We start from the raw sequence: 14,785 nt of genomic DNA, 5'->3' as shown, positions 1-14,785 counted from the left end.
CCGAAGCCGTTCACGTCCGCCGGGCGGGACCGGCCCCGCTCACAGCACCGGCAGCAGGTTCTTCAGCTCGAAGGCGGTGACCTCGCTGCGGTACTCCTCCCACTCCTGCTTCTTGTTGCGCAGGAAGAAGTCGAAGACGTGTTCTCCCAGCGTCTCGGCCACCAGTTCGCTCTTCTCCATCAGCGAGATCGCCTCGCCCAGGTTCTGCGGCAGCGGCTCGATGCCCATCGCGCGGCGTTCCGCGTCGGACAGGGCCCAGACGTCGTCGTCGGCGCCGGCCGGGAGCTCGTAGCTTCCCTCGATGCCCTTGAGGCCCGCGGCCAGGAGCACCGCATACGTCAGGTAGGGGTTGGCGCCGGAGTCGATGGAGCGGACCTCGACCCGGGAGGAGCCGGTCTTGCCGGGCTTGTACATCGGGACGCGGATGAGGGCGGAGCGGTTGTTGTGGCCCCAGCAGATGTACGAGGGGGCCTCGCCGCCGGCGCCCGCGGCGCGGGAGGAGCCGCCCCAGATGCGCTTGTAGGAGTTGACCCACTGGTTGGTGACGGCGGAGATCTCCGCCGCGTGGGTGAGCAGACCGGCGATGAACGAGCGGCCCACCTTGGACAGTTGGTACTCGGCGCCCGACTCGTAGAAGGCGTTGCGGTCGCCTTCGAAGAGGGAGAGGTGGGTGTGCATGCCCGAGCCGGGGTACTCGGAGAACGGCTTCGGCATGAACGTCGCCTGCACGCCCTGCTCCAGCGCGACCTGCTTCATCACCAGGCGGAAGGTCATGATGTTGTCCGCGGTGGAGAGCGCGTCCGCGTACCGCAGGTCGATCTCCTGCTGGCCGGGGGCGCCCTCGTGGTGGCTGAACTCGACCGAGATGCCCATGGATTCGAGCATGGTGATCGCCTGGCGGCGGAAGTCCATGCCGACGTTCTGCGGGGTGTGGTCGAAGTAGCCGGAGCTGTCGGCGGGGGTGGGACGGCTGCCGTCGACCGGCTTGTCCTTCAGCAGGAAGAACTCGATCTCCGGGTGGGTGTAGAAGGTGAAGCCCAGGTCGGAGGTCTTGGCGAGGATGCGCTTGAGGACGTAGCGCGGATCGGCGAAGGACGGCGAGCCGTCCGGCATGAGGATGTCGCAGAACATCCGTGCCGTGCCGGGGGCCTCCGCGCGCCAGGGCAGGATCTGGAACGTCCCCGGGTCCGGCTTGGCGATCATGTCGGACTCGTACACCCGGGCGAAGCCCTCGATGGCCGAGCCGTCGAAACCGATGCCCTCGTCGAACGCCTGCTCCAGCTCGGCGGGGGCGACGGCGACGGACTTGAGGTAGCCGAGGACATCGGTGAACCACAGCCGTACGAAGCGGATGTCGCGCTCCTCAAGCGTCCTGAGGACGAATTCCTGCTGCTTGTCCATAGCCACATCCTTGCAGTTCAGACGGTCCGTGCACCACCGCCCGGGGTAAGGGGGGAACTCCAGTATCACGACCCGGGATTTCACCCAGATTACGCACACGGAGCGGGAGGGAGCACCCGGCCACCCACTACGATCGGCGGCCGTGGCACGCACGGGGCGGAGCGGCTTCGCAACGGTTCCGCACGTGCCCGTTCCTCATGATCGACAGCCCCCCGCTCCCTTCCCAGAAGGACCTGACGCCATGAGCTTCGCTCCCGGGCCCCATCCGCAGCAGCCGCACGACGCCCACCGCGCGCGGCAGCGTCGCGACCGCGCCCTGGCCATAGGGCTGAGCGTGCTCGTCGTCGCGGGCCTGGTCGGCTTCGGCTCGTACCTGGTGCTGAACACGTCCGAGGCGTCGGAGCAGAAGCAGGCGCGGACGCAGGACGCCGCGGCCGGGGACGCCAAGGCGCCCGCGGAGCAGCGGGGGAAGCCGGGCGACGGCTCGATCGAGGGGCTGCGGACGTGGGACGCGGAGAAGCTGACCCGCAACCACGTCACCACCCCCGTCACGTACCCGATGAAGCCCCCGGTCGGGGGTGACCACAACCCCGTCTGGATGAACTGCGACGGCGAGGTGTACGAGAAGGCGATCCCCGACGTGAACGCCGTGCACTCGCTGGAGCACGGCTCCGTCTGGGTGACGTACACCGACAGGGCGTCGGACGCCGACGTGGCGAAGCTCGCCGAGCGGGTCAACAGGACGCCGTACTCGCTGATGAGCCCGTACGAGGGCCAGAGCGGGACGATCATGCTGAGCGCCTGGGGCAACCAGGTGACGGTGGACGGCGCCGACGATCCGCGGGTCGACCGGTTCTTCGCGGAATTCGTGCAGGGGCCGCAGACTCCCGAGCCCGGTGCCACGTGCTCGGGCGGGCTGGGGGCGTCGTGACCGCCGCACGGCGCGGACGGCGCGTCCGGTGGGCGGTGGGGTCCGCCGTGGCACTCGCCCTGGCGTGCGCGGGGGCGGCGACGGTCGCCGCCGCGCGGGACGACGGGGCGGAACACCCGGCGCACCACGCCGCCGCCGACGCGCCGGGCACGCCCGCCGTGGACTCGGCGGACGCCGGTTTCGCCTGGGACATGGCGGTCCACCACCAGCAGGCCGTGGAGATGTCCTTCGTCGTGCGCGACCGCACGCGGGACGAGGAGGTGCGCCGACTCGCGTACGACATCGCCAACACGCAGGCCAACCAGCGGGGCATGCTGCTCGGCTGGCTGGACCTGTGGGAGCTGCCGAAGGCGGCGGCCGGGCAGGAGCCGATGGGCTGGATGGCGGGCGGACACGAGGGCCACGCGATGGACGGCGCGGCGGGCACCGACGGGGCCGAAGGCGCGGAGACCGGCCACCGGGGCCACGACGGAGCGCTCATGCCCGGCATGGCCACCAGGGCCGAGCTGGCCCGGCTCCGCGCGGCGAGCGGCAGGGCGGCCGAGGTCCTGTACCTCCAGCTGATGACCGACCACCACAAGGGCGGCGTCGACATGGCCCGCGGCTGCGCCCGGCTGTGCACGGTGAAGGCGGAGCAGCGGCTCGCCCGTGGAATGGTCGCCGCCCAGCAGTCCGAGCTGGACGCGATGGCCGACATGCTGAAGGCGCGAGGGGCGAAGCCCCGGTCCTGAGGAACTCCCCGCCGCCGGACCCCATTGGCGACCGCCACCGGACTTCTTCGCGTCCGGCGGCGGGCTCCATTCGCGTCCGGCGGCGGGCCGCACGCACCCGCCGCCGGGGCCGCACACACGCCCGGTACCGGGGCCGCCCGATGCCGGACCGCGCACGCGTCCGGCGCCGACGGCGGGTTGCGCACTCGAACAGGTGTGAGCGGTCGCGTACTCCGAACGGGCGTATGACGATGGAATCACTCGGGGTCGTACAGCATGCCCACGGCACTCAGGAGGAAGCCCTCATGACCACCGCCAAGGACATCATGCACACCGGGGCCACGTGGATCCCCGCGCACGAGACGCTCGACCGGGCCGCGCAGCTGATGCGTGACCACAAGGTCGGTGCGCTGCCCATCTCGGCCCACGGCGAGCAGGACCGGATGATCGGCATCCTCACGGACCGCGACATCGTGATCGGCTGCGTGGCGATGGGCCACGATCCGTCGAAGATGACCGCGGGCGACCTCGCCCAGGGCACCCCCCGCTGGATCGATGCGGAGGCCGGGGTGGAAAAGGTCCTGGAGGAGATGGAGACCCACCGGATCCGCCGGCTCCCGGTGGTCGAGAACAAGATGCTGATCGGCATGATCAGCGAGGCCGACCTGGCGCGGCACCTCAGCGACGAGCAGATCGCCGGCTGGGTGGAGAAGGTCTACGCGCGCGGCTGACCGGCACTCCCTCGAACGCCTGACCCGACGACTGCCCGTCACCCCTCGGACGAGGGGTGACGGGCCGTTCCGATGTCCGCCCATCACCCGCCCCATCAGGTCCGGAACCATTGGGGCGATACGTTTCCGCACGCTTCCGCGCCGCTCCGCGAGCGAGGGATACCCGGCGGGGGTAGGGTGCTCGTCATGACCCTGAGTAAATGTGCGACATACGGACAGTTGTCCCTGTTCGTCTCGCTGCTCATCGGGATCGCCCACCTCCTCGGGCGCGTCCCGGCGCGGTTCACTCCGGTGGCCGGTCCGGTGCCCCGCCCGGCCCCGGTCCGTCCCGCCCCGTTGTCGGTGCTGCGCATATAGAGGGGCGCCTCCCCCTCTGCCCCGTGGCAAGGGGATGCCGCCCCTCCCCCAGCAGACCGGAATACCGACAACACCCCGAGGTGCACTCTCGTCATGCGCACTCCCCCCACCCGACGCGCCGTGCTCGGCGCCGCTGTCGCCACCGCCGGCGCAGCAGTGCTGACCGCCTGTTCCGGCGACGGCGCCGCCGGCGGCAGGAAGACCGCCGGCGCGAACGCCGGTGACACGAGCCACGGCAGCGTGAACCACGGGGCCTCCCCCGGCAGGAAGTCCAAGGGCGAGTACGTCTCCCCCGGCGGGGAGGAGGTCGCGAAGGCCGAGGCCGCGCGGGGCTCCGGCCCCGTACGGAAGGTCGATCTCGTCGCCACCCCGTCCCGGCTCGACCTGGGCGGCCTCGTCGTCGGCTCCTGGGCGTACGAGGCCCGGCTGCCCGGCAAGGAACTCCGGGTCACCAAGGGCGACACCCTGGCCCTCACCCTCGCCAACCACCTCCCGCACGACACCTCGCTGCACTGGCACGGCCTCAACGTGCGCAACGACATGGACGGCGTGCCCGACCTGACCCAGCCGCCCATCAAGGTCGGCGCCGAGTTCCCCTACCGGTTCACCGTGCCGCACGCGGGCACGTACTGGTTCCACCCGCACACGGGCGTCCAGCAGGACCGCGGGCTGTACGCGCCGCTGATCGTCGACGACCCGAAGGAGCCGCTCGCGTACGACAAGGAGTGGGTCGTCGTCCTCGACGACTGGGTCGACGGGGTGGACGGCTCGACCCCGGACTCGGTGCTCGACGAACTGAGCGGGGGCAGGGGCGGCATGGACCACGGCGGCGGCAGCCACGGCTCGGCCGCCGACGCCGCCAAGGGGGCCAAGGGGGCGATGGGGCCCGAGGCCGCCGAGCGCCGCTCCGGTCCCTCCCGGCTGAAGCGGGGCTCCTACAGCAAACTGCTGGGCAGTCACGGGGGCGACGTCGACTACCCGCACTACCTGATCAACGGCCGCATCCCGAGGTCCCCCACCGCCTTCACCGCCAGGCCCGGCGACCGGATCCGGCTGCGCATCATCAACGCGGGCGGCGACACCGCGTTCCGCGTCGCGCTCGGCGGCCACCGGATGACGGTCACCCACACCGACGGCTACCCGGTCCGGCACACCACGACGGACGCCCTGCTGCTGGGCATGGGCGAGCGGTACGACGTGCTGGTCACCGCCAAGGACGGGGTGTTCCCGCTGACCGCGCTCGCCGAGGGCAAGGGTGCGTCGGCGCTGGCCCTGCTCCGTACCGGGAAGGGCACGGCCCCCACCGCGTCCGTACGGCCCGAGGAGCTGTACGGGAAGCTGGTGCAGGCGTACGACCTGGCTCCGGACGAGTCCGTGACGCTGTCCTCGCGCGAGCCCGACCGGACCATCCGGTTCAGGTTGACCGGCAGCATGGCGAAGTACGACTGGGCCTTCGACCACGAGCCGTACGACCCGAAGCGGCGCCACCCGGTGAAGGCGGGCGAGCGGGTCAGGCTGGAGTTCTTCAACGTCACGGAGATGTGGCACCCCATCCATCTGCACGGGCACTCGTTCGGTCTCGTGGGACCGGCGGGGCCGAACCACCGGGCCACCCGGCGCGGCCGGGCCTCCTGGGCGCGCAAGGACACCGCGATCATCCGGCCGAACAACTCCCTGGCCGTGGAGTTCGACGCGACCAACCCGGGGCTGTGGATGCTCCATTGCCACAACATCTACCACTCGGACGTGGGCATGATGACGGTCCTCGGCTACCGCCGCTGACCGGCCCGCCTCCCCGTGTCCCGGCGGGCCGCGGGCCCGGGTTCCGCGGCCCGCCGGGACATCGCGTCAATCAGACGATTACACTGGTGCGCGTGCCTCAACTACGCCTCGCACTGAATCAGATCGACTCGACCGTCGGTGATCTCGCCGGAAACGCCGAGGCGGTCGTCCGCTGGACCCGGCACTCCGCCGAACAGGGCGCCCATCTGGTGGCGTTCCCCGAGATGATGCTGACCGGCTACCCCGTCGAGGACCTGGCCCTGCGCCCGTCCTTCGTCGATGCCTCGCGCCGGGCGCTGCGCGCGCTCGCCGTCCGGCTCGCCGAGGAGGGCTTCGGGGAGCTGCCGGTCGTCGTCGGCTACCTGGACCGTTCCGAGACGGCCCAGCCCCGGTACGGCCAGCCCGCCGGTTCCCCGCAGAACGCCGCCGCGGTGCTGCACCGCGGGGAGGTCGTGCTGACCTTCGCCAAGCACCACCTCCCCAACTACGGCGTCTTCGACGAGTTCCGGTACTTCGTGCCGGGCGACTCGATGCCGGTCGTGCGGGTCCACGGCGTCGACGTGGCGCTCGCGATCTGCGAGGACCTCTGGCAGGACGGCGGGCGGGTGCCGGCGGCGCGCGCCGCCGGGGCCGGGCTGCTGCTGTCGATCAACGCCTCGCCGTACGAGCGGGACAAGGACGACACCCGTCTCGAACTGGTCCGCAAGCGGGCCCAGGAGGCCGGCTGCACCACCGCGTACCTGGCGATGATCGGCGGCCAGGACGAGCTGGTCTTCGACGGCGACTCGATCGTCGTCGACCGGGACGGCGAAGTGATCGCCCGCGCCCCGCAGTTCGCCGAGGGCAGTGTCGTCCTCGACCTGGACCTGCCGGCCGCCTCCGCCGAGCCGCCGTCCGGCGTCGTGAACGACGGGCTGCGGATCGACCGCGTGGTGCTCTCCGAGGACCCCCTCCCGGCGTACGGGGCGGAGCTGGCCGGAGGGTACGCCGAGCGGCTGGACGACGACGAGGAGCTGTACTCGGCGCTGGTCGTGGGCCTGCGCGCGTACGCCGCCAAGAACGGTTTCAGCAGTGTGCTGATAGGGCTCTCCGGCGGGATCGACTCGGCGCTGGTCGCCGCGATCGCCTGCGACGCGCTGGGCGCGCAGAACGTGTACGGCATCTCGATGCCGTCGAAGTACTCCTCGGACCACTCCAGGGGCGACGCGGCCGAACTGGCCCGCCGCACCGGGCTGAACTTCCGCACCGTGCCGATCGAGCCGATGTTCGACGCGTACATGGGCTCGCTGGGGCTCACCGGCCTGGCCGAGGAGAACCTCCAGGCGCGGCTGCGCGGCACGATGCTGATGGCCGTCTCCAACCAGGAGGGCCAGATCGTCCTCGCGCCGGGCAACAAGTCCGAGCTGGCGGTCGGCTACTCGACGCTGTACGGCGATGCGGTCGGGGCGTACGGCCCGATCAAGGACGTCTACAAGACCTCGGTCTTCCGCCTCGCGAAGTGGCGCAACCGGGCCGCGGAGGAGCGCGGGCAGGTCCCGCCGATCCCGGAGGCGTCCATCACCAAGCCGCCCAGCGCCGAGCTGCGCCCGGACCAGGTGGACACGGACTCGCTGCCCGACTACGACGTGCTGGACCGGATCCTGGAGCTGTACGTCGACCGGGACCGGGGGCTGGCCGAGATCGTCGCGGCCGGGTTCGACGAGGAGCTGGTGGCGAAGACCCTGCGGATGGTGGACACCGCGGAGTACAAGCGGCGGCAGTACCCGCCGGGCACGAAGATCTCCCCGAAGGGCTTCGGCAAGGACCGTCGCCTGCCGATCACCAACCGGTGGCGCGAGTCGCGCTGAGCGGCCGGGACACCGGCGGACGGACCAGGAGCCGGGGCGCCTGCGGGCGCCCCGGCTCCGCCGTGTCCAGGCCGCGCCCCGGTGTCACAGCCGTACTCGGGCCGCGATCGGCAGGTGGTCGCTGTCCGTCCTGGCGAGCGTCCAGGACGACACCGGTTCGATGTCCTTCACCAGGATCTGGTCGATCCGCGCCATCGGGAACGAGGCCGGCCAGCTGAAGCCGAAGCCGTCACCGGCGGCGCCCTGGGTGGACCGCATCTGGGCGGTGACCGCGTTCAGCGCGCGGTCGTTCATCGTGCCGTTGAGGTCGCCGAGCAGGATCACCTTGTCGAGTGATTCGTGGGAGATGGCCTCGCCCAGGGCGTCGACGCTGTTGTCGCGCTGGTTGGCGGTGAATCCGGCGTGCAGCTTGACCCGTACGGACGGCAGGTGGGCCACGTAGACGGCGACCGCCCCCTTCGGTGTCGTGACGGTGGAGCGCATCGCCCGGGTCCAGCCCATCTTGATGTCGACGGGGCGGGTGGCGCTCACCGGGTACTTGCTCCACAGGCCGACGGTCCCCTGCACCGAGTGGTACGGGAAGCGCTCGGCGAGCGCCTCCTCGTACGCCGCCACCTTGCCGCTCGGCAGTTCCTGCAGGGCGATGACGTCGGCGCCGGAGCTCGCGACGTGCCGGGCGGTGCCCGCGGGGTCGGGGTTGTCGGCGTTGACGTTGTGGGTGGCCACGGTGAGGTCGCCGCCGCTGCCCGACTTGTCGGTGAGCAGGCCGCCGAAGGCGTTGAGCCAGACCACGACCGGCAGCAGGAGGGCGATCAGCGCGGTCGCCGAGCGGCGCACCAGGGCCAGGACCAGCAGCAGCGGCACGAAGACGGCGCACCACGGCAGGAACGTCTCGGAGAGGCTGCCCAGGTTGCCGATGGTGTTCGGGATCTCGGAGTGGAGGGCCATCACGAGGGTGAGCAGGACCGAGCACAGGGCGAGGACGATGCCGCGCCGCCAGATGCCCCGGTCGCCGCTCAGCCTGTCGCGCAGGGCCCGCAGCCGCGCTCCCGGTCCGTCGCGCTCCGGCTCCGGTTCCGCACGGTCGTTCCCGGTGTCCGCTCCGTACGCCTGCACCATCGCGCTGTCCTCACTGACTTGCCCTGCATGTCGCCGCGCCCACGACCCTAGGCGATGGACGGCGTGTTCCCCGCCGTCCGCGACGGCCGTACTGCCATGAGGACGAAGGGCGGGGTCCGGCGGGTTCCGGCCGGGCGGGCTCCGCCCGGGGCTTGTGACACAACGATCACACTCGAACGGAGCAAGGACGGCGGGCGTGGCTCGGTCCCCGGCGGGCGGGCACGGCTCAGTCCCCGGCGGGCGGGCGGGGTGCCAGTCCTTCGACCAGGAGCCGGACGATGCGGTCCGTGAGGTCCTCGGGCAGCGGCGCGTCGGGCCGGTGGACGGTGCGTACGAGCATGGGTCCCAGGAACAGGTCGTTCACCAGTTCCACGTCCAGGTCGGCGCGGAGCTCCCCGGCGTCGATCGCACGCCGCACCGCGGCCAGCATGGCGTCGCGGCGCGGCACGATGACGGTGCAGTGGTACTCCGCCCACAGCCTGGGGTGGCTCTTCATCTGCGCGAAGATGTTGTGCAGCAGGACCGAGGAGCGTTCGGCCAGGCCGCGCTCGCGGATCGACTCCAGCAGCAGCCGCAGGTCGGCGAGCCCGGCGGTGCCGGAGACGACGGGTTCCGGTGGCTCGATGTCGCGCAGGACGTCGACGAAGAGCTCTTCCTTGTCGCTCCACCGTCGGTAGATCGTCGCCTTGCCCACGCCGGCGGTCCGGGCTATCCGCTCGATGGACAGGCCGGCGAGCGGTTCGCCCGCCTCCAGCAGTCCGGCGACGGCGTCCAGGATCGCCCGCTCGGCCGCCGCGCTGCGCGGCCGGCCCCGTCGGGGTTCCGGGCCCTTCCGCGAGGGGCTGCCCCGGTCCTCTCCCTGTATCCGCACGTCGATCCACCTCTCACCGCACCGTCCGACCGCCGTCCGATTCTCGCCGACGGGGGCGGCGCTCCTGTCGGCCGCCCTCGGGAACCGGGGTCGCCCGGGTCCCGGGGGACGGCGTCCTCGTCTCAGCCCTCGGGGGCCGTCTCCCTCACCGGCCCGCCCCCGCCGCGCGCACCGGCCGCCCGCCCTTCCCGGAACCGTCGGGGGCCTGTCCCGCGGGCGGCTTCCCCGGCAGGAACAGGGCCACCACGAGGGTGCCCACCAGGGCGATGGCCGCCGAGCCGATGGCGGTGATGTGCATGGCCTTCAGGAACGCGTCGTTCGCCGCGTCGATCAGCGGGGCGCCCGCCGGGCCCATCCGGTCCGCGATGCCGAGCGTCGCCTCGATCGACTCCCCCGCCGCATCCCGCAGACCGGCCGGGAGCACGCCGAGGTGTCCCTCGATGTCGCCCCGGTAGACGGTGGACAGCACCGAGCCGAGCACCGCGACCCCGAGCGCCCCGCCGACCTGCCGGAACGTGTTGTTCACCGCCGAGCCGGAACCGGCCTTCTCGCGGGGCAGCGCCTGCATCACGGAGACCGTGACCGGCGTCATCACATGCGCCATGCCCGTGCCCTGCACGAAGAGGAGCACGCACAGCACCCAGACCGGCGTGTTCTCGTCGAACAGCGCGAACGACGCGAGTCCGATCGCGACCAGCAGCATGCCGACGGTGCACACGGCACGGGCGCCGAAGCGGTCGACGAACAGCCGGGCACGCGGTGCGAAGACCATCTGGGCGGCGGCCAGCGGCAGCAGCATCAGGCCCGAGTCCAGCGCGCTCCAGCCGCGCACGCTCTGCATGTAGAACGCGGAGAAGAAGGTCACTCCCATCAGCGCGAAGAAGACCAGCGCTATGGCGGCGACGGCCGCGGAGAACGACGGCTTCTTGAAGTACGAGATGTCGATGGCCGGGTGGGTGCTGCGCTTCTCGTGCCAGACGAACCCGGCCAGGACGAGCAGACCGCCGACGATCGGCAGGAGCACGGTGACGTCGGTGAAGTCGGCGAGCTCGCCGCCGCGGATGATGCCGTACACCAGCAGGACCAGCCCGACGATGGAGAGCAGCACACCGATCGGGTCGATCCGGCCCGGCTTCGGGTCCTTGGAGTCCGGCACCAGCAGCACCATCGCGATCAGCGCCACGATCACCACGGGCACGTTGACCAGGAAGATCGAGCCCCACCAGAAGTGTTCGAGCAGCAGTCCGCCGGTGATCGGGCCGATCGCGATGGCGAGTCCGACACTGCCGGCCCATATCCCGATGGCCCGGGGCTGTTCGTCGCGCTCGAAGACGTTCATCAGCACCGCGAGCGTGGCGGGCATGACGAAGGCGGCGCCGAAGCCCATCAGGGCGCGCCAGGTGATCAGTTCGTTCGGCGAGCCCGACAGGGCGGCCAGGGCGGAGCCGATGCCGAAGAGCAGGATGCCGAAGAGCAGCACCTTCTTGCGGCCGATGCGGTCGCCGAGCAGGCCCGCGGTGAAGAGGAGTCCGGCGAACACGAGCGTGTAGGAGTTGATCGCCCACTCCAGCTCGCTCTGGGTGGCCCCCAGTCCGGTGGGTGCGGGGCTGGCGATGGTCTTGACCGCGACGTTCAGGATCGAGTTGTCCAGCACCACGATGAGCAGGCTGAACATCAGAACGACGAGGATCGCCCAACGGCGGCGGTGGACCGCCTCCGGGACCTGGGGTACGGCGGTGCGAGCGCCGGACGGTATCGACATGCCAGGAGCCTATCCCGTTACGATACGAGACCGTCTCGTATTGGAAAGTCTTTACGAACAGGAGTTCTTTCCGGCCGTGCCGGGTGCCCGCACACGCTGTCCCACTTCCCGCGGAGGGGCACGGGATGCCACCATGGAACCGGTCCGGGGACGCCGTGAGGGCGCCTCGAGATGACGAAGGAGCCCACAGCAATGTCGCTTCAGGCTGCGCGGAACCAGTCCGCGAACACCCCCGCGGGAGCCTCCACCGACAGCAGCAAGGCGCTGTACGGAGGAAAGAGCACCCGCCGCATCACCGTCCACGACATCGCCGCCGCCACCGGGCGCGGCGAGAAGTGGCCCATGCTCACCGCCTACGACGCGATGACCGCGTCCGTCTTCGACGAGGCCGGCATCCCGGTCATGCTCGTCGGCGACTCCATGGGCAACTGCCACCTCGGCTACGAGACCACCGTGCCCGTCACGATGGACGAGATCGCGATCCTCTCCGCCGCTGTCGTACGGGGCACCCGGCGCGCCCTGATCGTCGCGGACCTGCCCTTCGGTTCGTACCAGGAGGGCCCCGTCCAGGCCCTGCGCAACGCGACCCGGCTGATCAAGGATTCCGGGGTCGGCGCGGTCAAGCTGGAGGGCGGCGAGCGCAGCCACGAGCAGATCCGGCTGCTGGTCGACGCGGGCATCCCGGTCATGGCCCACATCGGCCTGACCCCGCAGTCCGTCAACGCGATGGGCTACCGGGTGCAGGGCCGTGGCGAGGAGGCCGCGCAGCAGCTGCTGCGCGACGCCAAGGCCGTGCAGGACGCGGGCGCGTTCGCCGTCGTCCTGGAGCTGGTGCCGGCCGAGCTGGCCGCCGAGATCACCCGCATCCTGCACATCCCGACCATCGGCATCGGGGCCGGTCCCGACACGGACGCCCAGGTGCTGGTCCACACGGACATGGTCGGGCTGACCGGGGGCAAGGTGCCGCGGTTCACCAAGCAGTACGCGAACCTGCGCAAGGTGCTGGGCGACGCGGCGAAGGAGTTCGCGGAGGAGGTCGTGGGCGGCGCCTTCCCGGCCGCCGAGCACACCTTCCACTAGGCCGCACCCGGACCACTGGGCCGTGTTCCGCCCAGTGGTCCGGGTCCGGAAAGTCCTGCCGGACGCCCGCACGGGTCCCGGGCCGGACCGCCCGCAGGCGCGGCCCACCCCCTGACCTGCGAAGGGGCCGGGAACAAGACCATTTCCCGCACCACCGACAGCCCGCCGACATCCCCCATCGGCGGGCTGTCGGCCTGCTGTCGGCGGGCTGTCGGCGACGGCTGGTGCCATGGTCGGCATGACGCGAATCGACAAGAACCCCAGGAGCGGCCCGAACGCCGTCGAGGTCCGGGGGCTGGTCAAGCACTACGGCTCGACCAGGGCGCTGGACGGTGTGGACCTCGACGTGCGCGAGGGCACCGTGCTCGGCGTGCTCGGCCCCAACGGCGCGGGCAAGACCACGCTCGTGCGCTGCCTGTCCACCCTGATCCGGCCCGACGCGGGTCGCGCCGTCGTGGCGGGCTTCGACGTGGTGCGCCAGCCCCGGCAGCTGCGCCGCACCATCGGTCTGACCGGGCAGTACGCCTCGGTCGACGAGAAGCTCTCCGGCCGGGAGAACCTCTACATGATCGGGCGGCTGCTCGACCTGTCGCGCAAGGAGGCCCGGTCCCGGGCCGACGAACTGCTCGAACGGTTCTCGCTCACCGACGCGGCCGGACGCGCCGCGATGGACTACTCCGGCGGCATGCGGCGCCGGCTCGACCTGGCCGCCTCGATGATCGGCCGCCCGGCCGTCCTGTACCTGGACGAGCCGACGACGGGGCTCGACCCCCGCACCCGCAACGAGGTCTGGGCCGAGGTGCGGCGGATGGTCGCGGAGGGGGCGACCGTGCTGCTCACCACCCAGTACATGGAGGAGGCCGAGCAGCTCGCCGACGAACTGACCGTCATCGACCGGGGCAGGGTCATCGCCCGCGGCGGGGTGGACGAGCTGAAGACCCGGGTCGGCGGGCGCACCCTGCAGATCCGGCCCGCGGACCCGGCGCACCTGCCCGCCATGGCCCGGTCGGTCCGGGAGGCGGGGCTGGACGGGGCCGCGGGCGCGCGGGTGGTCCCGGACGAGGGGCTGCTGCACGTGCCGGTCCTCAGCGACGAGCAACTGACCTCCGTCGTCGGCCTGCTGGGCGCCCGGGGCTTCCCGCTGGCGCACGTCGCCACCGCGCTGCCCAGCCTGGACGAGGTGTTCCTGGCCATCACCGGCGAGAAGAGCGTTTCCGCCGCCGGCACGATTCCCGAGGAGGTCGCGGCATGAGCACGGCGACTCTGTCCCCCGCTCCCGTCGGTCCGGCCCCGGCAAGGACGGTCCGCGACGAGGACCGGATCGGGCTGCGCGGCAACCTGCGCCACATCGGTGCGCTGGTGCGGCGCAATCTGCTCCAGATCAAGAAGGATCCGGAGTCGATGTTCGACGCCCTCCTGATGCCCGTCGTCTTCGTCCTGCTGTTCGTGTACGTGTTCGGCGGCTCGGTCGGCGGCAGCATGGGCGGCGGCCGGGAGGAGTATCTGAACTACCTGGTTCCGGGGCTGATGTCGATGATGGGCGTGAACATCGCCTCGGCGGTCGGCACCGGTGTCAACGACGACTTCCGCAAGGGGGTCATGGACCGGTTCCGGACGATGCCGATCGCCCGTTCCTCGGTGCTCGTCGCGAAGATCGTGGTCGAGCTGGGCCGGATGACGGTGGCCACCGTGATCCTGCTGGTCATGGGCTTCGTGCTCGGCATGGAGCTCCGGGAATCGGTGCTCGGGCTGATCGGGGCGGTCGCGCTGTCGGCGGTGTTCGGCGCCGCCATCATGTGGATCTTCATCCTGCTCGGGCTGTCCATGAAGACGTCCCAGGCGGTCCAGGGAACGGGGATGCTCGTGCTGATGCCGCTCCAGTTCGGTTCCTCGATCTTCGCCCCGACCGAGACGATGCCGGGCTGGCTCCGGGCCTTCACCGAGTACAACCCGCTGTCCAACCTGGCGGACGCGACGCGCGGCCTGATGATGGGCGGGCCGGTCGCCCACTCGGTGTGGGTGACGCTCGGCTGGGCCGCGGTGATCACCGCGGTGGCGGCGCCGCTCGCGGTGGCCAGGTTCCGCGGGAAGGTCTGAGGAAGGTCCGGGGAACCTCCGCTTCGCGACCGGGCCGCTCCTCCCCGGCCGGGGCCCTCCCGACCGGACCGCGCTTCCTCGGCCGGGACTCTCCCGA

Annotated in this window: 13 protein-coding genes; 9 read left to right on the top strand and 4 right to left on the bottom strand. The window is 71.4% G+C overall.

Annotation, left to right across the window (positions count from 1 at the left end; translation table 11 throughout):
- Window positions 1–39 precede the first annotated feature (39 nt).
- Entirely contained in the window at window positions 40–1,401 is a 1,362-nt protein-coding gene (glnA, locus tag ACWCXX_RS02020; protein WP_451123273.1) for a type I glutamate--ammonia ligase, read from the bottom strand.
- 241 nt (window positions 1,402–1,642) lie between these two features.
- Here glnA and ACWCXX_RS02015 point away from each other — a divergent pair, with 241 nt between their 5' ends.
- The 6 genes from ACWCXX_RS02015 to ACWCXX_RS01990 all read left to right on the top strand — a co-directional run bounded on the left by ACWCXX_RS02015 (window position 1,643) and on the right by ACWCXX_RS01990 (window position 7,759).
- Window positions 1,643–2,332, top strand: coding sequence for a DUF3105 domain-containing protein (locus ACWCXX_RS02015; protein ID WP_451123271.1), 690 nt, complete (start codon window positions 1,643–1,645; stop codon window positions 2,330–2,332).
- A gap of 47 nt (window positions 2,333–2,379) precedes the next feature.
- Entirely contained in the window at window positions 2,380–3,063 is a 684-nt protein-coding gene (locus ACWCXX_RS02010) for a DUF305 domain-containing protein (RefSeq protein WP_451123269.1), read from the top strand.
- Window positions 3,064–3,347: 284 nt separating this feature from the next.
- Window positions 3,348–3,773: a CBS domain-containing protein gene (locus ACWCXX_RS02005; protein ID WP_451123267.1), complete on the top strand. Its 426-nt coding sequence runs from the start codon at window positions 3,348–3,350 to the stop codon at window positions 3,771–3,773.
- Window positions 3,774–3,959: 186 nt separating this feature from the next.
- Complete coding sequence (locus tag ACWCXX_RS02000) at window positions 3,960–4,130, top strand: hypothetical protein (protein ID WP_451123265.1); 171 nt, start codon at window positions 3,960–3,962, stop codon at window positions 4,128–4,130.
- A gap of 93 nt (window positions 4,131–4,223) precedes the next feature.
- The gene (locus ACWCXX_RS01995; protein ID WP_451123263.1) at window positions 4,224–5,912 is read left to right on the top strand and encodes a multicopper oxidase family protein; all 1,689 of its coding nucleotides are present in this window, start codon (window positions 4,224–4,226) and stop codon (window positions 5,910–5,912) included.
- A gap of 92 nt (window positions 5,913–6,004) precedes the next feature.
- On the top strand, window positions 6,005–7,759 hold the full coding sequence (locus ACWCXX_RS01990) for an NAD+ synthase (RefSeq protein WP_451123261.1): 1,755 nt from the start codon (window positions 6,005–6,007) through the stop codon (window positions 7,757–7,759).
- 84 nt (window positions 7,760–7,843) lie between these two features.
- On the opposite strand, the gene ACWCXX_RS01985 is transcribed toward ACWCXX_RS01990, so the two are convergent.
- The 3 genes from ACWCXX_RS01985 to ACWCXX_RS01975 form a co-directional block, all read right to left on the bottom strand.
- The gene (locus tag ACWCXX_RS01985) at window positions 7,844–8,878 is read right to left on the bottom strand and encodes an endonuclease/exonuclease/phosphatase family protein (protein WP_451123259.1); all 1,035 of its coding nucleotides are present in this window, start codon (window positions 8,876–8,878) and stop codon (window positions 7,844–7,846) included.
- 226 nt (window positions 8,879–9,104) lie between these two features.
- On the bottom strand, window positions 9,105–9,749 hold the full coding sequence (locus ACWCXX_RS01980; RefSeq protein ID WP_451123257.1) for a TetR/AcrR family transcriptional regulator: 645 nt from the start codon (window positions 9,747–9,749) through the stop codon (window positions 9,105–9,107).
- A 145-nt stretch (window positions 9,750–9,894) separates the two neighbouring features.
- Entirely contained in the window at window positions 9,895–11,511 is a 1,617-nt protein-coding gene (locus ACWCXX_RS01975) for an MFS transporter (protein WP_451123255.1), read from the bottom strand.
- 192 nt (window positions 11,512–11,703) lie between these two features.
- Between ACWCXX_RS01975 and panB the strand changes: the two genes are divergently transcribed.
- The 3 genes from panB (at window position 11,704) to ACWCXX_RS01960 (ending at window position 14,688) form a co-directional block, all read left to right on the top strand.
- Window positions 11,704–12,591 carry a 3-methyl-2-oxobutanoate hydroxymethyltransferase gene (gene panB, locus ACWCXX_RS01970; protein ID WP_451123253.1) on the top strand — a complete coding sequence of 296 codons (888 nt, stop codon included), beginning with the start codon at window positions 11,704–11,706 and terminating at the stop codon, window positions 12,589–12,591.
- Window positions 12,592–12,820: 229 nt separating this feature from the next.
- Window positions 12,821–13,843: an ATP-binding cassette domain-containing protein gene (locus ACWCXX_RS01965; RefSeq protein ID WP_451123251.1), complete on the top strand. Its 1,023-nt coding sequence runs from the start codon at window positions 12,821–12,823 to the stop codon at window positions 13,841–13,843.
- Complete coding sequence (locus ACWCXX_RS01960; RefSeq protein ID WP_451123249.1) at window positions 13,840–14,688, top strand: ABC transporter permease; 849 nt, start codon at window positions 13,840–13,842, stop codon at window positions 14,686–14,688. Before ACWCXX_RS01965 ends, ACWCXX_RS01960 begins: the two co-directional genes overlap by 4 nt.
- Window positions 14,689–14,785 lie beyond the last annotated feature (97 nt).

Source organism: Streptomyces sp. NPDC001732 (assembly GCF_053596315.1).
This window is presented reverse-complemented; position numbering and strand designations above follow the sequence as displayed.